At 54.1% G+C, this 22487-nt stretch carries 14 protein-coding genes; 11 read left to right on the top strand and 3 right to left on the bottom strand.

The window, feature by feature from the left end:
* Positions 1–313: 313 nt before the first annotated feature.
* The 9 genes from creD to MXE39_RS03040 all read left to right on the top strand — a co-directional run bounded on the left by creD (position 314) and on the right by MXE39_RS03040 (position 15232).
* Positions 314–4432: a cell envelope integrity protein CreD gene (gene creD, locus MXE39_RS03080; RefSeq protein ID WP_246978288.1), complete on the top strand. Its 4119-nt coding sequence runs from the start codon at positions 314–316 to the stop codon at positions 4430–4432.
* A gap of 272 nt (positions 4433–4704) precedes the next feature.
* Entirely contained in the window at positions 4705–4878 is a 174-nt protein-coding gene (locus tag MXE39_RS03075) for a hypothetical protein (RefSeq protein ID WP_247073771.1), read from the top strand.
* Between the two features lie 274 nt (positions 4879–5152).
* Complete coding sequence (locus MXE39_RS03070; RefSeq protein WP_247073769.1) at positions 5153–6796, top strand: flagellar hook protein FlgE; 1644 nt, start codon at positions 5153–5155, stop codon at positions 6794–6796.
* A gap of 637 nt (positions 6797–7433) precedes the next feature.
* Complete coding sequence (locus MXE39_RS03065) at positions 7434–7691, top strand: zinc ribbon domain-containing protein (protein ID WP_246978290.1); 258 nt, start codon at positions 7434–7436, stop codon at positions 7689–7691.
* Positions 7692–7783: 92 nt separating this feature from the next.
* Positions 7784–9547, top strand: coding sequence for an aspartate--tRNA ligase (aspS, locus tag MXE39_RS03060; RefSeq protein WP_246978302.1), 1764 nt, complete (start codon positions 7784–7786; stop codon positions 9545–9547).
* A gap of 13 nt (positions 9548–9560) precedes the next feature.
* Complete coding sequence (locus tag MXE39_RS03055) at positions 9561–10316, top strand: YebC/PmpR family DNA-binding transcriptional regulator (RefSeq protein WP_246978291.1); 756 nt, start codon at positions 9561–9563, stop codon at positions 10314–10316.
* A 579-nt stretch (positions 10317–10895) separates the two neighbouring features.
* Positions 10896–12575: a glycosyltransferase gene (locus MXE39_RS03050; protein ID WP_246978292.1), complete on the top strand. Its 1680-nt coding sequence runs from the start codon at positions 10896–10898 to the stop codon at positions 12573–12575.
* 399 nt (positions 12576–12974) lie between these two features.
* Positions 12975–14402, top strand: coding sequence for a glycosyltransferase family 4 protein (locus MXE39_RS03045; RefSeq protein WP_246978293.1), 1428 nt, complete (start codon positions 12975–12977; stop codon positions 14400–14402).
* 209 nt (positions 14403–14611) lie between these two features.
* Positions 14612–15232 (top strand): hypothetical protein, encoded by a 621-nt coding sequence (locus MXE39_RS03040; protein WP_246978294.1) that lies wholly within the window; start codon positions 14612–14614, stop codon positions 15230–15232.
* 557 nt (positions 15233–15789) lie between these two features.
* On the opposite strand, the gene MXE39_RS03035 is transcribed toward MXE39_RS03040, so the two are convergent.
* Positions 15790–16077 carry a hypothetical protein gene (locus MXE39_RS03035; protein WP_246978295.1) on the bottom strand — a complete coding sequence of 96 codons (288 nt, stop codon included), beginning with the start codon at positions 16075–16077 and terminating at the stop codon, positions 15790–15792.
* A gap of 34 nt (positions 16078–16111) precedes the next feature.
* On the opposite strand from MXE39_RS03035, the gene MXE39_RS03030 reads away from it, so the two are divergent.
* Positions 16112–16333 (top strand): hypothetical protein, encoded by a 222-nt coding sequence (locus MXE39_RS03030; protein ID WP_247073767.1) that lies wholly within the window; start codon positions 16112–16114, stop codon positions 16331–16333.
* Positions 16334–17327: 994 nt separating this feature from the next.
* On the top strand, positions 17328–18425 hold the full coding sequence (glpQ, locus tag MXE39_RS03025) for a glycerophosphodiester phosphodiesterase (protein WP_246978297.1): 1098 nt from the start codon (positions 17328–17330) through the stop codon (positions 18423–18425).
* 391 nt (positions 18426–18816) lie between these two features.
* Here the strand turns inward: glpQ and MXE39_RS03020 are convergent, their stop codons facing one another.
* A complete protein-coding gene (locus MXE39_RS03020) occupies positions 18817–20403 on the bottom strand; it encodes a U32 family peptidase C-terminal domain-containing protein (protein ID WP_246978298.1) in 1587 nt (528 codons plus the stop codon).
* A gap of 606 nt (positions 20404–21009) precedes the next feature.
* Positions 21010–21933: a recombination-associated protein RdgC gene (rdgC, locus tag MXE39_RS03015; protein WP_246978299.1), complete on the bottom strand. Its 924-nt coding sequence runs from the start codon at positions 21931–21933 to the stop codon at positions 21010–21012.
* Positions 21934–22487 lie beyond the last annotated feature (554 nt).

Genomic DNA, 22487 nt, shown 5'->3' with positions numbered 1-22487 from the left:
ATTGGGGCAGTCAGGTCAGTGCATAAAAGAGCCGGGGATATATTTCAATCAGAGGGGCGCTGCATAAATGCTTTTGATGGCCTGATGACACTGGGAGCCTGCCTTATGGCAATTGACTGCAGTTATTATGTTGTCATGATGCTTGCCTGACAGTACGCTCTTTAAGCATAATGGCCCTTGAGTGTTATTTTCTGCATAATGCAGGGCCGTCATTAAGGATACGGCATTTGAGGTGCACAGTATTTAATAACATGCAGATCCGGGTACACGGTACTTTGCTTTTTTATCAGATGACATAAAGCCAGGAAGGTCAATGCACAATCAGACAACTAACAGCCAGTCCCCGGATCAGATCTCACCAGTTCCGCACTCTGCGCACTATGGGCATAATGAGGTCACTGACATCCTGAGCTCTGACGGAGACTTAACTGCAGGTATCAGTGAGTATGATGACCAGATAATTGAGCCTGAGGCCATTGATCCTGTGCCCTCATCTGCAGGCACTGGCCTTGCTGCCAGAGCCGCCCGCGCCTATCAGAGCACCATGAGTGCCCACAGCTCTTCCCGTCAGGGCAGCCATATCGATGCCTGGGATGATGACGCTCCGTCCTTTACTCAGACAAATCAGCACAGCGCTTTCACCGCCTCTGACAGCAACAGTGACCACTCCCGGTCCCACCATGCAGCCTCTGCCCATGGCTATGGCCATGGCAATGCCCGTGACAATGAATCTGTCCATGACTATGCCCATGACAATGAACCTGTCCATGGCAATGCCCGTAACAATGAGCCTGTCCGTGACCACGGACACTTATATGAAAATGACAGCGAAGCCAGCTATGAGTCTTATCAGGATGATTCAGGGCTGGCCATTCAGACATACGGCGCAGCCAGTGCCGACTATTCAGTCAGTGCAGACAGTTCGGCCAGCGCATCAGGTGCCGACCACTCATCCAGCGCATCCAGTGAAGTCAGTTCAGCCAGTGCAGAAGATTCGGCCAGCTCAGCAAGGGCCGATCATTTTGACAGCCGCATGCCCCTCAGGAATGAAAATGCTCCATCCTCAGTAAGTGACAGTATTGAGCGTGAACAGGAGTTTGGTGCGGGCGCTGCAGTATCAGCTGAAGCTGCTCAGGCGGCTGAGGCTGAGGATCAGGCCGGCGCTCAGGCAGCCGGGCTCGAGGCCTTATCTAATGACTCCGGGCCATCAGCTTCAGATGCTGGCAGTGAGCACCTGGCAACGGCAGCGGCAGCGGCTGCCGAAGGGGATGTCGGCCGTGAGGAAAATGCCGTTGTACAGCCGGCAGCTGATTTACAGAAGTCTTACGAATGCCTTTGCTCTGATGCCCAGGGCTCAGGTAATGACTCTGATTATGGCTCTGATGATGACAAGGCTGAGAGTGGTCATTTAGATGCCGGCGCCGGAGGGGATAAGCTGCAGAGGTTTTTTGATTCGGGCATAAGCCCGGTCAGCACTGCCGGGCAGGAAGTACAAAGTGATGCCCGGAGCAGTAAGAATAATCAACAGCCAGAAAGTGGCGGCAGTCAAAGCATCCGCCATGGGGAGAGCAATTTTATGAGTGAAGAACAGACAGCAGTCAGGCAGGATCAGGCGCAGCCTGATCTTTCTGGCGCTGCTGCAGATACCGCCAGCCCGCAGGGTGCCGCAGGTTCTGTCCCTCAGGGCAACTGGGCGTCCATGCCTGGCGGTGCCACTGTACCGCCATATCCATGGGGGGCCCGTCCTACGGTACAGGGCATGTATCAGGCCCCAGGTCAGGGCCAGATGCCTCAGGGCATGGTGCCGCCTGGCATGCCGCAGTCAGCCCAGCCGGGCATGCCACCTGGCATGATGCCAGGCATGCCTTTCCCGCCTGGCTTTTATGGCATGCCGGGCCCTCAGGGCTCTCAAATGCGCTTTGCGCCATGGCCTTATCCGCCTCAAATGGCCATGGCCATGGGCATGCCTTATGGCCAGCCTCACCCCGGTACTGGCGCTCAAGGTTCTGCTCTACAGGGAGCTGGCGCACAGGCAGCCCCCGTCAAGGGTAACGGGCACGATAATGCAGCCCCGGGAGATGTCGCTCATTTGGCTGATGATAATGCCTCTGCTCAGAGCAGGGGCGCAACAGGTGCTCAGGGCGCAATAGAGCAGGCTCAGTCCATGGCTCAGTCAATCGCGCACGCCCCTGGCCAGACTGCCCCTCAAACTCAGGTTCATGCACATGCCGACAGCCATGCCCAGCCTCAGCACAGAGCTGCAGTATCTGCTCCATTTAATGGCTCTGATCAGCCTCATGGCCCTCAGGGACAGACTGTCAGTGACTACAGCCAGCATCCAGGCATGCCCGGTCGCGATGAACTTGCCCGTGGTCCGGGAGCTCACAAAGGCGCTTATAACGCAGCGGGAGCTGCAGCTGTAGCCCCTGGCCCGGCTGGCACTGTAAGAGTCACTGTTTCACCTGGCAACGGATCAGGCAGAGGCCCTGGCAATTACGCCGGCAATGGCAACGCCGCATTCTCAGCAGGAGGATCAGGTGGCGCCGGCGGCGGCAATGGAGGACATGGCAGGGGATTGTGGGGACAGGATGACTGGAACACAGGAGGATCTGTGAATTCAAATAATGTTAATGATGGCGAGAAGTGGTTTGAAAATCTGGCTGTCCACATTTTCATGGTGGCCATTATTTCCCTCCTGCTGCTCATTCCGTCCATGTTTTTTGAAAATGTACTATCTGATCGTCAGTACACGGAAAACTCAGCTATTGAGTCCATTACCACCCCGTGGGGTGGCAGTCAGCTGGTCTCTGATCCTCAGCTGTACATTTCAGCTAATGTAGAAAAGCGCACAGTAAACACCTATGAGGAAGATGGTGAGCTCTACACCAGGCAGACACGCTCACAGGCTCTGGCCGAATGGTATTTCATTTCCGATTTTGCCCATTCCTCCAGCACCCTGACCTCCGAGGTGCGCAAGCGCGGCAATTACGAGGCTCTTTTGTACAAGGTAAGAGTAGAGCAGCAGGGCTCCTTTGATCTGGCCCACATTGCTGATCGTCTCAATACCATTGAATCTGATGTCTCGGTAAGAAAAGCTGATATCAAGCTGTATTTTGGTGTGCTTGATACCGGCGGTATCGATGAGGTTCACTACGTTAACGTTAACGGCCGTGACTTCCCGGCACAGCCATCAGCCCGTGACAGCGGCTTCTGTATCAGCCTGAGCTCACAGGATATCAGTGACATTATGTCCGCCCGTCCTCTGGGGGAGAGCTCTCCAACCGATGGCCGTCCGGCTCTGTACAATACCCTTGATGCCGATGCTGAGCGTGCCCGTGAGGACAATACAGCTGCAGCTCATGCAGGTCGTGCCGAAAGCTCATCGTACCGTCTGCTCCGTCCTGGTCAGATTGAGTACCGTGCTGCCTTTACCCTGCGCGGCTCCCAGCAGTTCAAGTATCAGCCTCTGGGCGTGGAGAGCACCACTGCCATATCAGGCAGCGGCATTGTGCCATCATTCCAGGGACGTTTCCTGCCATCGGAGCACAGCGTTGATGAGCAGAACAGGACCTTTGAGGCCCTGTACCGCCTGAGCAGCCTGGCTACAGGCACAGCCGATCACCTGAAGGTCGAAAAGTTCAGACTGTCTGAGTCCAGTGGCTATGTAGTAAGCCTTGCTGACCGCTCCATGTCCTACACCCTCATTGAGCGCCTGACCAAGTATGTACTGCTCTTTATTGCCATGACCTTTGTGACCGTACTGGCCTTTGAAATAGTCTCACGCCGCACTGTCTCCCTGGTCCAGTATGTGGTGGTAGGTTCTGCCCTGATTCTGTTCTACATGGTACTGCTGTCCATGTCTGAGCACTTCAGCTTTACCGTATCCTATGTCACCGCCGCCGTGCTCATGTCGGGCATGATTGCCCTGTACCTCAAGGCCGTACTCAACTCGGTCCGCAGCGCCGCATGCATACTGCTGATGCTGCTGGCCATGTACTCAGTACTCTTTGCCATTGTGCATATCCAGGCCTATGCTCTGCTGGTAGGCACCATATTGCTGGTAGTGATGCTGGGCGTAATCATGTATATCACCCGCCGCATCAACCACAAGGGCAGCAGCCTCCTGTCCCAGTATGCCCAGGCCTCCGGCCCGGGTCTGGCCAGTGCAGCCGCAGCTGCCGCCACCACGGCCGCCGCTCCGGCCGGCGCCTCGTCCGACAGTGGCAAGTCATGGTCTAATGCCAGACCACGCACCGCTCCGGTAAGCGTACCGGCCGCTGCTCCATTCCAGTCCCAGACTCATGAGCAGCACGCTGACGCGCCGGACGCAGCTGCAGCTGCAGCTGCAGCCAGCGGCGGCGCCGCTGCCACGGCCGATGACAGGGATAATGCCGCAGGCAGCGACAGTGCAACTGGCAACTCCAGCAAGTAAGCCGTCCATAAACCTGCAGGCCCAATAAAGAAGGCGGCAGGCCACAAAGCCATAAAGGCACCACGATCAGAGCTCATACTCAGGTCATGGTGCCTTTTTCATTATCAGCTCGCGCCGTCCTGTTATGCCTCCCTGAGGAGGGCAAGGGCGGTAAAGGGCGCAGTAAAGGGGCAACCAGGGATACAGCAGGCGTGCAATGTGAGGCCCGGCCCTGGCAGGTCAGATGCCGGGCGGGCTGGCGTGCAGCCGCACGGTATATGCCGCGGGCGGCAATGTATCAAGCGTACATTCATTATTGTGATATTAATGGCTTTTATGAACTGTCCGGAACAAAGCAGGGGCACAGCGCCGGGATGTATGAAACGGTATTGCGGCAAGCTTTAGCCGCATTTTTGCCGCCTTATGGTGCAAAAAGTCCTTTGAATGAGCAAAACAGGGGGATTTGAGTGCGGCCAGGGAGAAAAAAGCTTCATAAAACGATCAGAAAAGCTTTTATTGAAAAATCTTGATACAGAAACGGTCTTTGCTATAGATATGAAGATTTTCTATTTGACGGGCATATATAACACAATCTTAATCTGACAGTGGACAGAGTTAAAAAGAAAGGGCGTAGCAACTGGCACAGGCGTTGCTCATGTGAGCTTAGACAGGATGGCTCTGGAGAGAAAAACCGCCTGTTGTTTCAGGTCTTTTTATTCTTCGACTAGTGGGGTAGAACTCATGTTTGGTATTTCTGTCAGTGGCATTAAGAATTCTCAGAAGCATATCGATGTTACTTCCAATAACATCGCTAACTCGAATTCTTTTGGCTTTAAAAAATCCCGTGCTGAGTTTGCTGATGTTTATGCCAACAGCATTTTCAGTAATGGCAAAACTGCCTCAGGCATGGGTGTGGTCAATACAACTGTAGCCCAGCAGTTCGTACAGGGTAATCTCTCCGGCGACACCGGTAACCCTCTTGATATGGCCATTCAGGGCAACGGTTTCTTCGTACTGTCCGCTCCGGGCAGTGACGGTTTCACTTTCACCCGTAACGGTGCTTTCCAGACCGACAAGGATGGCTATATCGTAACCGCTACCGGTGACTATCTGCAGGGCTGGGACGTCAACGCTGACGGCACTTCCTCATCTCTGGATTTAAACAGCGCTCACAACATCAAGCTGCCATCTGACACTGGTGCTCCAAACCAGTCCAGCTCCATCGGCCTTGGTGTAAACCTGCCAGCCGACAAAGAGCCTGTAAAGTTTGAAGACCTCAAGGCCGACCCTTGGGGCAAGGTTAATAATGCTGCTGATCTTACTGCTGACAAGCTGCAGTACGGTATCCTTCGTAACAAGGATGGTTCTATTGCTCAGCAGGCTGGCCCAGATACTTTCAAACAGTACATTACCAATTTCGATCCAAAAGATTCCAAGACTTACCACGCATCTACCTCTCAGACCATTCATGACTCTCTGGGTACTGCCCATACTGTTACCTACTACATGATTAAGATGGGTCCTGAGAATGCAACTGATGGTAAGAACAATACCGTCTGGACTGTTATCCCATATGTAGACGGCAAACCTGTTGACGTGGCCAAGCAGGGCAATGAAAATCCTGTAGCTATTACTGTTCCAGGTTCCAGCACTTCATCTGTAGCCGGTTCCAACTTCTTTGGTTTCCAGATTACTTTTGAGCCAAATGGCGAAATGAAGGGCATGGTGCCAGGCAAGATTGATCTGGTAAACCCTGATGCTGCTGGTGGTCTTACCAATAGCCTGCGTGAACAGATCTTCGGTAAGCCTGGTGATGCAAACAGCCCTGGTACTGTAACAAACTACAAAGATCTGACTTTTGAAGAAGATAACGGTAAGAAGCCACACTACACCGGTAACGGCTCCCTGCATGGCGCTCTTGGTCAGGGTACTGATCCGCAGCAGATTATCAACATCAAGTTCAGCGCTACCCAGTACGGTTCTACCAATTTCCAGGTAACTGAAGCTCCTACCAATGACGGTTACTCCACCGGTATTCTCACCGGCATGTCCGTAGATGAGAACGGAATTATCCAGTGTGAGTACTCCAACGGCCAGCGTGAGGCCATTGGTAAGGTAGCTCTGGCAGACTTCGCCAATGCTCAGGGCCTCACAAAGATTGGTGACACCCAGTGGAAGCAGTCCAACAGCTCAGGCGAGGCTCAGGCCATGGAAGCTAACAGCGGTTCAGCCGGTTCCATTAAGGGCTCCAACCTGGAGCTGTCCAATGTGGACCTGACTGCCGAACTTGTTGAGCTGATTACCGCACAGCGTAACTATCAGGCCAATGCTCAGTCTCTGCAGACCAACAGCACAGTAATGGACGCCATTCTCAACGTCCGTTAAGGCCACGGTTTTGGGGATAAGACCTCATGGTACACAGGTTTGAGAGTTTAGTGTGCCAGCAGGTCAGACCATCCCCATCTCATAAAGCTATCCCAAAGAATACTTCGATATATCAAAGCCGGGCTCCTCACCCGGCTTTTTTAATGGGAAAAATCTGACCAGACCCGACGAGATCCGTCATCCTGGCCTGTGCAGGGCACCGGCAGAACCGGCTTTTGCCATGGCCTCATGGCTCATGGCCGCCGCCGCCGGGTCATGTAGCCTGAAGTCTGGCTGCAGGTGCGTGGAAGCGCGGATGTGGGCTGACTGAGCCATGGCTGTGGGCCATGGCTGCACCATAGCTGTGGGCCAAGGATGCGCCATTGCAGTAATGGCTGCAGTCATTGCATTCATGGCGGGCAGCGCGGGGGCATTTTGGGCAGGGCTTTGATTGTCTGTAGTCAGTCCAGGCTAAAAAAGCTATAATTGTGGGCTTAGCAAAGCCTGACGGTCAGCTGTTACTGACCGGGGCCGACTGCCGTGCCGCCCTTACGGCCCTGATGATTTTTCACGGGCTGCAGGCCGCCTGATGCAGTCATTTAAGTTGTCATGCTCCTTGAGGCCTGGTGCCCGGGGGCTTAATTTGCAAGGTTTTTCGATGCCATTTTATGAGTATCGCTGCTCAGGCTGCGGTCATACCCTGACAAAACTGCAGTCCATGAGCGCTCCAGCCCTTACTCACTGCCCTGCCTGTGAGCAGGAGACCCTGGTCAAGCTTATCAGCGCCTCCAATTGCGATCTGAAGGGTGTTGGTGTTTTTGGCAGTTCCAAATCACCTTTTAAGAACGAGAGCTGCTCTGCCGCCCCGGCAGGCGGTGGCTGCCCTGGCTGTCCTGCCGCAGCGGGCAATCAGTAAAGGTCACTGTGAGCTGTCAGTAACAGAGCACTGTAGGCTGTGAGCTCCGGGTACGGATTTTTGATTAATTTCATAGGCAATTTCATATGTCAATGCGTTCACATTACTGTGATCAGGTTGGTCTGAACGAAGCCGGTCAGACTGTAACCCTGTGCGGCTGGGTCAACAAGCGCCGCGATTTAGGCGGTCTTATCTTCATCGACCTGCGCGACAGAACCGGACTTGTTCAGGTGGTTTTCGAGCCTGATGTCAAGGATGTTCATGAGCTGGCTGCCACCTTACGCAACGAGTTCTGCATCAAGGTTACCGGTACCGTACGTGCCCGTCCTGAGTCCCAGGTCAACTCCGGCATGAAGAGCGGTGCCATCGAGGTTTATGCCTCAGGTCTTGAGATCCTCAACCGTGCTGCCGTTCTGCCTCTGGACTTTAATCAGGACAACACTGAAGAGCAGCGTCTGCGCTACCGTTATCTCGATCTGCGCCGTCCTGAAATGGTGGCCAGTTTCACAAAGCGTCACTCCATCACCCGCTTTGTCCGCTCCTTCCTTGATGACAACGGCTTTATCGATGTAGAGACCCCTATGCTCACCAAGGCAACCCCTGAAGGTGCCCGTGACTATCTGGTCCCATCCCGTATTCACCACGGCAAGTTCTACGCTCTGCCTCAGTCACCACAGCTGTTCAAGCAGCTGCTGATGGTAGCCGGCTTTGACCGTTACTATCAGATCACCAAGTGCTTCCGTGACGAAGACCTGCGTGCTGACCGTCAGCCTGAGTTCACCCAGATCGATATCGAGACCTCCTTCATGTCATCCCAGGATGTACGTGATGTCATGGAGCAGATGATGGTCGGTCTGTTCAAGCGTGAAGAGAATGTTGATCTGGGCAAATTCCCTGTGCTTTCCTGGTCTGAGGCCATGGAGCGCTTTGGTTCTGACAAGCCTGATCTGCGTATTGATTTTGAGCTGCACGGCCTTGATGAGATTGTTAAGGACAGCGAGTTCAAGGTACTGTCCGAGGCTGCCAATGACGCTGAGAGCGCTGTAGTTGCCTTTGCTCTGCCAGGCGGTGCTGCCTTAAGCCGCAAGAATATCGACGGCTATACCGATTACGTCAAGAAGCTCGGCGCCAGCGGCCTTATGTATATCAAGGTCAATGAGCTGGCCAAAGGTGCTGAGGGGCTGCAGTCTTCTGTAGCCAAACATGTAAGTCCTGAGCATCTTGTTGCCATGGTCAACGCCTGTCAGGGCCGTGATGGCGATATCGTCTTCATCGGCTGCGGCAAGCGCGTCAAGTGCCAGACTTTCATGGGTGCCCTGCGCTGCCAGACTGCCCGTGACCACAACCTCATCAACCCTGGCTTCAAGGCTCTGTGGGTAGTCAACTTCCCAATGTTTGAGATGACTGAGGAAGCCGGTCTGACCGCCATGCACCATCCATTCACCGCTCCGGCCGGTGTTACCCCTGAGCAGCTGATTGCCGATCCTATGAGCGTCTATGCTGATGCCTATGACATGGTAATCAACGGCTACGAAGTAGGCGGCGGCTCTGTACGTATCCACAACGATGACATGCAGAAGGCTGTATTTACCGTTCTGGGTATCAGTGAGGAAGAGGCCCGTGAGAAGTTTGGCTTCCTGCTCGACGCTCTTTCCTTTGGCGCCCCTCCACATGCCGGTCTGGCCTTCGGTCTTGACCGTCTGACCATGCTGCTTACCCACACTGAGAACATCCGTGACGTCATTGCCTTCCCTAAGACCACGGCTGCTTCCTGTTTAATGACTGAGGCCCCAAATCTGGCCTCACCAGCAGCTTTAAATGAGCTGGCAATTGCTGTAACCGACATTGAGAAATAATTAGGAGATAATCATGGCAGGTCACTCCAAATGGGCCAATATCCGCTTCCGTAAAGCTGCACAGGATGCCAAGCGCGGTAAGATCTTTACCAAGCTGATCCGTGAAATCACCTCTGCTGCCCGTCTGGGCGGCGGTGATGAGGCTGCCAATCCACGTCTGCGTTCAGCTGTGATTTCCGCTCTGGCTCAGAACATGACCCGTGACACCATCAAGCGCGCCATTGAGCGTGGTGTTGGTGGCGGTGAGGGCTCTGATCTCGAGTCCATTACCTATGAGGGCTATGGCGTAGGCGGCGTTGCCGTTATGGTTGAGTGCATGACCGATAACCGTAACCGTACCGCCTCTGACGTGCGTCACGGCTTTACCAAGTTTGGCGGCAACCTGGGTACTTCCGGTTCCGTTAACTATCTGTTCACCAGAAAGGGTATTATCAACTTCCTGCCTGATGAGGCCGGTAACATGCCAGTAGACGAAGAGACCGCCATGAACATCGGTCTTGAGGCCGGTGCTGAGGACATTATTGTCAACGACGACGGCTCTATCGACGTTTACACCACTCCTGAGACCTTTGCGCCTGTTGTAGACGCCTTTGCCGCTCAGAACATCAGCCCTTCCAATGCTCAGGTAACCATGACCGCCTCCACCGAGACCGCTCTTGATGCCGAGACTGCTGAGAAGTTTATCCGCATGATCGACTACCTTGAGGATCTCGACGACGTTCAGGAAGTGTTCCACAACGCCAACTTCCCTGATGATCTGGAGATCTGACAGTCAGGACTGGTAATACCGGATCCTGTGACTGGGGCGGTCTGCAGGACCCCGCAGTCATAGTCAGTGTCGGTGAGGCATAGGCGGCAAACTGCCGCCTCTGCCTGATCTGGCTCTGTCAGACCGCAGGCCCAGAACATGGGCAGCGGTCACTGTCTGCAGCCGGGCCTCAGGGCCAGGCGCAGATGATGATCTGCCAATGCCGCAGCGACTCCGGGCAGGGGCCGCTGCGGCATTGTCGTATCTGTTATCCACTTACTCAACAGCTGGCGGGCCCACAGACAGGCAGCTGCAGCGCATATAAATCTGTATCTCCTGCGGCCCCGGCCACAACATCAGGCCGCACCCGGGCACCAGTTCAGGCGTACAAAGCAGCAGCCGTGCATGTCTCAGCTACCTCTCAGGCATGCGCCCGCATGCCTGAGAGGCAGCTGCCCAAGTGCCCGCAGCGGCATGCTGCAGCTGACCTGGCTGCATACATGCGCTGCCTCAGACCGTCCAGGCACCAGACTGACTCAGTGCCGCACCGGGCTGTCACTGCCACAGCCGGGCTGGACCTTGTATTACTCAGGAAAGATTATGTTAGAGAAGCCTTTCAAGATTCTGTGGTATTCCCTGCCTTGTCTGATTGACACCTCCAATGGTGCTGCCATCAGCAACAAGTATATTCTCGAGTCACTGCGTGCCCGTGGAGTTGGAGTAATGGTGCTTAATGCCACCATTGCCGATGATGACAGTGGCATGAAGGAATTCAATTCCATGGTGGCCGAGCTGCCTGACAATGATCAGGGCTTTTACCGCTTCAGTCTTAACGGCCTTGAGTATGTAGTGGTCAAAACAGGCTCCAGCCGCCTCAATGAGATAGTGGCCAAGGAGCAGACCCTGGTATGGTCTATCTTTGTCAAGATTATCGAGGACTTCAAGCCTGATCTGGTCATGGGCTTCTGTCCTGATCTCTTCTCCCTCAGTCTGCGCCGTGAGGCCAAAGCCCGTGGTATTTCCACAGTCTATGCCGTGTGCAATGCCTCTCATGACAATTTCTCCTTCCCTGACTGCGATGCCGTAGTAACCAATTCCGTTGCGGCCTGCTCTTATTACAACCGTCGTAATGACCGTCATGTCAAAGTGCAGCCTTTTGGCATTGTTATCAATCAGGATAAGGTCCTGCCTCCTGATGCCCCACGCGATCCGCGCTATATCACCATGGTAAATCCTACCCCTTACAAAGGTATTGCGCTCTTTATCGGACTTATCAGGGCTTTCAGGAAGAAATATCCGCATTCTGACCAGCGCTTCCTCATTGTGCGCAGCCGTGGTGATTATGAAAACACAGTACGCTCCCTGCATTACAAGGACGGTACCTCTTTCCTGAGCACCCCTGAGGCCAATGACATACTCTCTCATGTGGATCTGGCCGAGCACACCAGTAATATCAGGGCTGTTTATCAGATTACCCGTGTCATGGTCTGCCCTTCTCTTTGCTATGAGGCCTGGGGCATGGTGGCCACTGAGGCCATTATGAGCGGCATTCCTGTGCTGGGCACCCGCTTTGGCGGCCTGCCTGAGGCCATGGGGGCCAGGGTAAGCACAGGTGAGGATGGCAGCTGGAACATTGATGAGTCCAACATTGGCGGTATTGTTCTTGATATACCGCGTAATACCTACGACGACAATCTGTGCGTACCATCAGATGAGGAAATTGCTCCTTACCTTGAGGCTCTTGAAAACCTCATGACCCAGGACTGGTCCGAGCGTGTACGCGCAGCAGCTGCAGTTAACGCCCCTGAGCGCAATCTTCAGCGCCTTATCGACATTATCGTGCCGCTGATGGAGCGCTCACGTCAGACCCGTACCCCATATACCAATTCCTTCTTCCTGTCTGACAGCTACATGAAGGAAAAGCGCGATCGCGAAAATGGCGTCAGCACCCAGCCGCAGCAGCCAGCCCATGATGCCGCACCGGCCGCCTCAGCGGCTGCCTCCTCAGCGCCATCAGCGGCTGCCGCCACTGGCGATAACAGCTGCGCTCTGGGCCAGGCTGATGCCGCTGCCGCTGCTGCAGGAGCTTCAGTAGAGACCTCAGGCACAGTAGTAACAGGTGCAAAGCAGGAAAATGACAATACTGTGAGCACCACTGCAGCTGCCCCGGCTGCCGGTGCGGCCAAAGGCAGCGGCACACGCAACAGCAAGGCCGGCAATAAGAGCACAGGCAAAGGCTCACGCCATGGCCAGCGCAAGAGCACTGCCCGCAAAAGCTGATAAAAAGCGGTGTCAGCACGAGCTGATCAAGCGCAGAGCCGCAGGCCCCGATCAGGGACCGGTCAGATGCAGATCAGAGACTGATCAGAGACTGATCTGAGACTAATCTGGGGCTGAGCCCAGGGCAGCTGATAAAGAGCCTGCAGTACTGCCAGCTGTAGGCAGTGCCGCAGCACTGCCTGCTGTGCATCGTGCAGGCCCTCATGCATACGCTGCGCGGCAGCGCAGCCAGATGTATGCCGCAGCTGCGCGTCCAGATGTACGCCGCGCGGTAACGCTGTCAGCTGTACGCAGTGCAGCGGGGCAGTTATCCGGGCGCCAGGCCGCAGCGCGGTACGGCACATATGCAGCCTTAAACTGATAGAATATCGGGCAGACACACAAATAAGGATTGAAAAGATGGCTTACAAGATTCTGTGGTATTCCATTCCGTCACTGCTGGACACCAGCTCAGGTGCCGCCATTCGTTGCAAGCTCATGCTGGAAAAGCTGCATCAGCGCGGCATTGACGTTATGGTTCTTAATGCTGCCAATGCCGATGATGAGCAGGGTATGGCCAATATCAACACCATTCGCCGTCAGCTGGAGCCTGCTGTAGCCATCAACGGTAACAAGTGTTTCTACCAGTTCAATCTCGATGGTATTGAGTACTTTATCCACAATACTCCGCACTATGATGTTGACCAGCTGCGTGCCCAGGATCAGACTGAGCTCTTTTTGCTCTATGCTCAGATGCTCGAGCAGTATGAGCCTGATCTGGTCATGACCTACAGTGCCGATATTTTCTCCTCAGTCATGCGCTCTGAGGCCCGTGCCCGTGGTATACCTGTGGTTTATGCCCTGTGCAATGGCTCTCACACCAGCTTTGGCTTTAATGACTGTGACATTGTCTTTACCACCTCCAAGGCAACTTCAGATTTCTACCGTGTTGAGACTGACATGGATGTGGCTCATGTAGGTAACTTCATCGAGCCCCGGCAGGTGGTAGCCAGCCCTGAAAGCCGTGACCCAAAGTACATAACCATGATCAATCCGTCCCATGCCAAGGGTATTGCCGTCTTTATCAAGCTGGCCCTGACATGGAATAAAAAGCATCCTGATCAGAAGTTCCTTATTGTTAAGAGCCGTGGCAATTACGAGCAGATTCTGTGCTCCCTGCACTGGCCGGACGGCAAGCCTCTGGTAGGACCTGATGGTGTTAATCCTGTGAGCATGATTGACGTGGCTGAGCATACCTCCAATATCTCAGCTGTTTATGCTCTGACCCGTGTGCTGGTTGCTCCATCACTGTGGCATGAGAGCTGGGGCCGTGTGGTTACCGAGGCCAATCTCAATTCCATTCCGGTACTGGCTACCAATAATGGCGGTCTTTATGAGGCCATGGGCGATGGCCGTGGCGGTATCTGCCTGCCACCTCCAGCATCTTCCATGGAAGATCAGTGCTGCCTGCCAACAGATGAGGAAATCGCTCCTTATGTTGAGGCCCTGGAAAAGCTCCTTACTGAAGACTACACCGCTGCCTGCGCTGAGGCTGCTGCCCTGACCGGCATCGAGGCTTCAGTAGATCGCCTCTATAATCTGATTGAGCCTCTGCTCAAACAGGGTACTGAGGGCAAGCATCCTTTTGATGGCTCTTATTACCACAACCATGTTTACATGGAAAAGCGCCGTGACAGCCTCAAGGCCGCCCGCGAAGCTCAGGCTGCCGCAGCAGCCAGTGCTGCCAAAGGTACTGCCACTCCTGGCGTAGTCAAAGTAACAGGTGTGCGCGCTCAGCCTAAAAACGGCTCACGCTCCTCCAGAAACACAAAGCGCAAGAAGCGCTAATCGCCCTAAGGATCGCCCGGCACCAGCCTGACAGCTGTACACCACAGGGCGCACAGCTGCCATGGCCGGCGCCCACGACGGCAGGGCCGCACTGGCCAGTGCTCATGGCGGCATGGCTGCCCGTCTGGTGCTCATGGCGGCATGGCTGCCACGGCAGGCGCGCCATGGCGCTGCGTTCAAGACAAGATAACTATCAGCCAGGAGAAATCATGGTTTGCAGAAAGGACAGCATTATTGGAGGCAAGAGCTCCATTTTTGATGCTCACAAAAACAGCAGCACCCCGGTGGAAGAGATTTTCCGCGAGTCCTGTGAGCTGCTTAATGCCCAGATTAAGGACAATATTGCCCTCAATAATCGCCTTATGACCATGATTGAGGAGCTTGAGCGCCGTCTTGAGCTCAATGACAGGGATTTTCTGCAGATTATCCCGGTCAACCGCGAGCTGCTTACCAAAGCGTCGTCTGATTACTCCGCACAGAGCGATCGCATGATGACCGAGCTCAACAGTCTGATACGCAAGCTTCCAAAGTCTGGCGGCAGCAGTGTGCGCATGCAGCAGCATGCCATTTATGCGCTTATTAGCGACTTGCGCAAGCAGTGCGACAGTTATGAGGACAAGGCCGGTTACTGGCTGCGTGAGGTCCAGATGGTGGTCAGAGCCACCCGCGACCGCCAGTCCATTCAGGCCTGCATAGACCGCGTAAACGGCTATATGCAGGAAAACGGGGGCAAGGTGGACCAGGCCAGTGCTGCCGAACACGACTTCATGGAGCGCATGTCCAGACTGCGCGATATCTGTCAGCGCCTGCTGGAAAAAGACAATTCCTAAAACCATAAACGCAGCACCACCAGGCCACTGCTACATCAGGGGTCTGGTGCCAGTGCCATGGCCCGTGCCATGCGTGCCCATGCAGGTCAGGCATGTGCCATCAGGCACATGCCATGCCCTCACACATTTGCCCAGGGCCATAGAGTCAGCGCTCTATGGCCTTTTGCATTTTGATGCACAAGGCCACTGCATCCCCACCTTATGCTTTAAAACCCCGCCTGCCGCTTTCCATCCCGGCCTGCATCTTTCCATTCCCACCTGCGTCCCGTCATTCCACAAGAAAACCATCCAGACAGCCAGCCTGTAATCAGGCAACAAACTGCAAGACATAAATGAGCTGCTTTTAATTATGTAGAGTATTATCTGTCAGACTGACAGGCAGTCGTATTACCCCAGGGAGCTTTCATTTCCGTACACTCGCAGTCGACTGACAGTCCATGCACCATAGCATAAAAGCGCTACCTTTTATTATGTAAAGTATTTTGCATGGCAATGCGCTGGCGCGCTCTGGCAGTTATCAGGGCACTGACGTGCTCAAAGAGCTGAGTGGTCAGCCATCAGATTTTAGTAACAGGGGAACCGAAATGAGGATCTGTCGGCCTGGCTGCAGGCAAAGCGCTGTGGCCATAAGAAGCAGCACTCAGCACGGCACTGAGCAGCTGAGCGCAGCTCAGTGACAGGCGCGGCGCATGGCGTTTGGAAAAGGAGTACAGGGCAGGGAACAGCTGCATGGAGCAATGCCATGCAGGGCAGTAGCGTCCGCCATGCTCATCTGCAGCAGCTGCACCAGCTGCACCAGTCAACGATGGGGCAGCGGCATTGGCTGTAGTAATGAGACGGGGCATTGCTCCTGTAAAGGACATTAACGCGAGCCAGGGCATGGGCAAGAGCATGAGCATAAGAATGAGCATGAGCATCTGGATGGCAATGGCATTGCCTGCAGGCAAGGTCATGTTCATGAGCCTGAGCAAGTGCATGGGCATGATCAAGTGCATGATCCTTTATATGGGAGAGGGACTTTTCTTAACCAAAGCGAGCGCAATGGTGTGGCAGGGCGCCTGGATTTTACGGGTGATGGGGCGTGCCGGCGGGATAAGTTAGCGTGCATTTGCCGTGGGCAGGGCACGGTAAAATACGGCAGGGAGGAGGGCTTTTCCTGATAAAAGACGGTGAAAAGTGGAGAAAAGTTGAGGCTGGGCGGGGGGTTTTGGGGTTTTAAGGATGTGCACGTGCTTTATGTTCGCAGGCACGGATAATATGTACACATATCACAAAATGGTTAAATCTCGATATTGTCTGTCATACAAGTTGCAAATGGCATTTATATCATGTTTTTATAGTGTACAAAGATACAGCCTGTAGAGCTGTCGTGGCAGTTTAAGGAAGAGTTTTTGCTCAGGATGTGATGCAGAACATACTTTTTATCAAAATTTTATATTTTTAACATGATCGACATCTAAAATTAAGGCCACTAAAGCAAGGCTGGATGCGAATTTCCTGACCTGCAATAAGCTGCTTTTAAGCAAGGTGCTTTTTATCAGCCAGCTGCATATATAAGCCGGGAGTTACTCCCATGATGTTGTGAGCTTTTATGTGCTTTTGCAGTATGTCAGTGTAGTTTTCTTCTACTTTTAGGGCTGTTAACAGGCTCTTTTCTGTTAAGTCCAATGTTTGCTGTTTTCTTTTCCATCAGTCTTGCCTGGTATTCCTGCCTGTCCCTGTGCTTTTGCCTGTCGCTCCACTGTGGGCGTGAACGAAGAGCGTATGGCTTTCAGGAGACCGATACTGTTTCTTTGTTTGCCGATACCGGCGCAGTGCCTCGTATGACTGCATGCTGCCATCATGCCCCCTTAGTGGCAGCAGCAAATCATACTCCGACCTGCACGGGCTAATCTTACATACAGATAAGCTTTATGCAGCGGAATCTGGCCCAGTCCAGCTGCCGTGCAGTGACCACGCATCTGCTGATGGGGCTGCATGTCAGGCCTTGCAGTGACCACGCATCTGCTGATGCCGCTGTATGTCAGGTCTGGCAGGGCGGTCAGTGCTGGTGCCGGTATCAATAATTAATACTTCCTACCTTGAGGTTGTTGTCATGAGTTTAATTAAGAGTGCCTTAACTGCAGCAGTTCTTGCTGCCACTGTAATGGGTTCTTCTGCCATGGTTAATAATGCTTATGCAGGTAATGTTCAGGATAAGATCATTGTTGCCCACCGTGGCGCCTCTGCATATCTGCCTGAGCACACCCTGGAGTCCAAGGCTCTGGCCTACAACATGGGCGTATCCTATGTTGAGCAGGACCTTGCCATGACCAAAGACAATCGTCTGGTTGTTGTTCACGATCACTACCTTGACCGTGTAACCGACGTAGCTGACAAGTTCCCTAAGCGTGCCCGTAAGGATGGCCGCTTCTATGTCATCGACTTTACTCTTGATGAGATCAGGACCCTTAACTTCACTGAGGGCTTTGAGATTGAAAACGGCAAGCGTGTTCAGGGCTACAAGGACCGCTTCCCAATCTTCAAGTCCACTTTCCGTATCCACACCCTGGAAGAGGAAATCGAGTTTGTTCAGGGCCTGAACAAGACCATGGGCAAGGACATCGGTCTGTATGTTGAGACCAAGGCTCCATGGTTCCACAAGCAGGAAGGCAAGGACATTTCCAAGGCTACCCTTGAGGTTCTCAAGAAGTATGGCTATACCTCCAGGGATTCCAACGTAATCTTCCAGACCTTTGACTATCCTGACCTCAAGTACGTCAAGACCGAGCTGATGCCAAAGATGGGCATGGACCTCAAGACTGTTATGCTCCTTGGCTACACCGACTGGAAGGAGACCTACGAGCTCAAGAACGGCAAGTGGGAAGTATTTGACTTCAACTACCTGCTCGATCCAAAGAACTTCAAGGAAGTTTCCAAGTACGCTACCGGTCTGGGCCCAACCTACGAAATGCTCTTTGACCTCAAGAAGACCAGTAAGGGCAACATTGTCGTAAATGACTTCGTCAAGAACGCTCACGCCAACGGCATGGTGGTTCACCCATACACAGTGCGTGCTGACAAGCTCCCAGAGTACTGCACTGACGTTGACCAGCTCTTCAAGGCCATCTTAATCGATGCCGACGCTGACGGCGTATTCACCGACTTCCCTGATCTGGGCACTGCTTTCTTACAGAAGCAGGGCAAGAAGTAATTTAATTCTGACCCCCTCAATTACTACAGCTCCCCTGACATCACCCTGATGTCACTGTCCCGGCTGTCGGCGCACGGCTCCGTCAGACCAGGCCAGCATAAGCCTGAGCATCAGTACGGCCCCCCGGTTCGGGGCTGCACTGATGCCCTGGCGCTGGCCAGGGCCAAAGCCTGCAGCCAAATCCTGCGGCAAAGCGCGGGGCGGGGAGCGCTTACAGAAAGTAACAGTTAAGTCTTTTCCTAATCAAAGGGCTGATCTGCATTATGCAGTTCAGCCCTTTTTAGTTAGTGGTGCTTTACAAAACATCAGGGCCCGCCCTCATGGTCAATGAGAGCGGGCCCTGTCCTTTGGCCGCAGCGTCCGGCGCTGGTGGTGCTGGCCGGCGCTGCTATCAGGCGCGGTCGTCGCGCAGCAGGACGGCAGTACGCAGGTCAAGCTGCTGATCGCAGGCCAGGGAGACATAGTAGCCGTCACCTGGAGCTACCTCACAAGGCTTATCGTGCTTGTCGAGCATGGTGCTGCCCTGCAGGGTTACCGGACCCTGTGGGGTGTAGACCATCAGGCCTGAGGTGGAGGTAAAGCGGTTTTTGACCTTGATGTAGATACGGCCGTTTTCCTGGCGCTCAATCTGGCCAACTACCTGCCACTGACCTGGAGCTGGAGCATTGGTCTCATAATCCTGCATCTCGTTGGCTGCATTGGCAGGCTCGAGCATGGCAGTGGTGTAGCCACGGGCCGGGATGGAGTTGACAATATCCCATGACTCCTGAGGAATCTCACCGCCCTGAGCCAGGGAGTCAACAGCCAGACGGTAGGCGCGAGACATGCCACCTGAGTAGAAAGGAGAGCGGGAGCGGCCTTCAATCTTGAGACTCTCAATGCCGATTTCCATAAGACGCTTAATGACTGGCAGAGCACAGAGATCCTTGGAGTTCATGAGGTAGGAGCCGTGCTCATCCTCTTCCATTGGCATCCATTCGCCCTGGCGGCGTGAGGTCTCCTCGATCTCGGAGCACAGAGCTGGAGCGTCGCGCAGATCAAGAGGATTGATGTCAGCAGGTGCTCTCATGCCGGTGATGCGCTGAACAGTAGCTGCGTCCTCAAGATGGAGATCCTTGACGCGATAGTTCCAGCGGCAGGCATTGTTGCAGGTGCCAACATTGGCGTCGCGGCGGGCCAGCATGCCGGATATCAGACAGCGGCCGGAAACAGCGATACACAGAGCGCCGTGCACGAAGACCTCAAGCTCCATGTCAGGGCACTCATTGCGAATCATTTCAATTTCGGTAAGAGAAAGTTCACGGGCCAGAATGCAGCGCTTGACACCAAGCTTCTGCCAGAACCTTACTGTGCCAGGATTAACTGTATTGGCCTGAACACTGAGGTGTACAGGAATATCAGGGTGACGCTCCAGAGCCTGGTCAATAAGACCTGGATCGGCCATGATGAAGGCATCAGGCTTTAAGGCGGCTACTTCATCAAGGGCAGGTACAAAGGAGCCGGAGCGGCGCACATGAGGGATAACATTGAGAACGGCAAAGAACTTCTTGCCCAGGGAGTGAGCGTAGTTGATGCCCTTTTCAAAGTCATCACGGGTAAAACCGTTGCCGCGTACACGTAAAGACCAGCGTGGAATACCGGCGTAGACGGCATCAGCACCGTAGTCACAGGCCATGTAAAGGTGCTGCAGGGAGCCGGCCGGGGCCAGAATCTCAGGCTTTTTGAGCAGAATGGAGCCGTTTTCGGACTTGCCGATTACGCCCATGCCCTTGCCTGTGCCTGGCATGGTACGAATGCCCTTGCCAGCTGCGCTGCCAGCAGCTGCAGCGCCAGCCTCGCCTGCACTGGTGGCATGAGCAAGGTAGCTTTCCTCACCTGCGGCAGGAGCTGACGATGAGCAGCCACACGATGAGCTGCAGTCACAGCCTGAGTTCATTGTTAAGCCGAAGATATGGGTATTAGGTCTAATCTTAATCATCACATTCAGGGCCGGCTGCAGCTGATCTGCACTTAAAAGTGCAGCCTCCGTACGGCCTTTCCCTGCCTCTATTGCTGATGCGGCTCAGCTGCCGCAGGTAGGTAAATTTAAGTCGGACACAGAGCAAAAACAGCTGATCTGCCAGACATAAAAAGCGCCCTATTGTACAAAAATAAGCCGCCCGTGAGGGCCCCTGGTCCGCTCATTTTTCGCACCCGTGCCCTCACTTTGATAACACAAGCCCGGCTGCAGCCCTCCGCAGCGACCTCACAGCATCCGGCCATACCATACAGCCATTAAACCTGCCTCGAGCCATTAACCAGGTGCGAAAGCCTTTTACCACCACCGCCACCATCACAGGCAGCAGCGCCGGGCGGCCAGGCTGCAGAGGCAGCTGCTGCAGCAGTCGCAGCCGGCCACTGCGGTCGCCATGCGCTGACGCAGGCGCGCTCAGCCGGGCGCTGTCTGAGTATGCGGGAGCATGCCCATGTCCTGCAGAAAACATCAGGGCCCGATATCCTGTGCAGATACCGGGCCCCGATGGAGGGTTCAGGCAGGTCGGTGTATCAGATGGAGGTCTGATGCAGTACTGCGCCAGGTCACGACTTATCCCTGGCTTGCGCAGTCAAAGGCCTGCATAACTGACTTGACCATGGACTTGATAACATCAGCCTCAACGAGCATGAAGCTCTGCATGTCAGCTACCTTGTCATCAGTCTTCTGAGGCAGGTTCTTTTCAAGGTACTGATCATCAAGGGTAATGCGCTTGAGGGTAAGCTCGGTATTGAGAACAAAGGTAGCCTGGTCAACCAGCTCCAGCTGCAGTTCGGTAATATGCTTGCCTGCCTCAATGTGACTGAGGATTTCCTTACAGGTCAGATCTTCTTTGGTAGCTTTTACGGTTGCGCCGGTATCATCATCGCTCTTGAGTACGCAGTCATATCCAAGATTAATACCCTCAGGGAGATCGTCTTTGGCGATGAAGTTGGTCATGCGATCCTCAACTACCACACGTGGCTGCAGAGTCTTGGCAGGGAAGGTGCCAAAGGCCTTGCGCAGCATGGTAATGGCATTGTCGGCGCGCTTGGCAGAGGTGGCGGAAATGGCGATAAAGCCCTCAACGGAGTTGACCATAATGAAGAGCTCACGGCGGCTGGCAAAAGCCTTGGACATCATTTCATCTACCAGAGCCTGCTTGAGAGCCTGCTTTTCATTCTTCTTGAGGCTGCGGCTGAGTTCGGCCTCCTTCTGGTCAATGATGTCAAGCAGGCGCTCATTAACTACAGAGGATGGCATCAGCTTGTTTTCCTCAGTAAAACGGAAGAAGTGGCTGCCGCTGCTGGTGAAAGTGTAGGAGTCAGTGTGACGGCCAAAAACAGGGGAGAAGCCGCAGGAGGACATTTCCTGAGCGCCGGCCGGTCTGAAACGTACTGAGGTAATACACTCCTCAAGGCGGGTTTCATTGCGGAAAATTTCCTGAAGCTCAGGGGTTATTTCTACTGAATAAATGCGGGCATTCTTAAAGGCCATAAAGACTCCTCCGGCAAAGAAAAGGTATGGGCAGCAGTCACAGTCTGCCGTTGTGCGTTTTTCAGTTTAGCAAAAATAGTGCCTTATGCCTGATTAAAATCGCATTGATAACCCCCAGTCTGCAGCTCTTTGGGCAGGTGCCCAGGCCACAGACAAAGGTCATTTACAGGACACAGCCACATGCTTTTTCAGTCCCATGCAGCTGCCGCCCTGCAGCTGCAGCATCCCGCCTGCGCGGCTGGAGCCAGCACGCTCAGGAACTTGCACGCTTATGCTTATGATGCTGCCATCCCTTGCATCTGCAACTGCGAGCAGCACAAAGAGATGCGCTGCGGCCGCGTCAGGCAGTGGCAGTTTATCCTGTAAGTTAAGCCGGGTAATCAGCCGGCAAACATGCCAGTAAATCAGCAGGCATTTAAGTCATATCCATGATAAAGCCATATAATGGGAACAGAGGCGGCACACTGCCTGCCAGCCCTGTCAGCAAGCTGTCTGCTCTGTCAGCAGCAAGTACACATCAGCAGCTCGGCCCATGGCCTTTCCACGAGACTGTG

The organism is Anaerobiospirillum sp. NML120511 (genome assembly GCF_023050955.1).
Lineage (GTDB): Bacteria > Pseudomonadota > Gammaproteobacteria > Enterobacterales > Succinivibrionaceae > Anaerobiospirillum.
The sequence above is the reverse complement of the archived record's forward strand: the minus strand, read 5'-3'. Positions and strand labels throughout refer to the sequence as shown.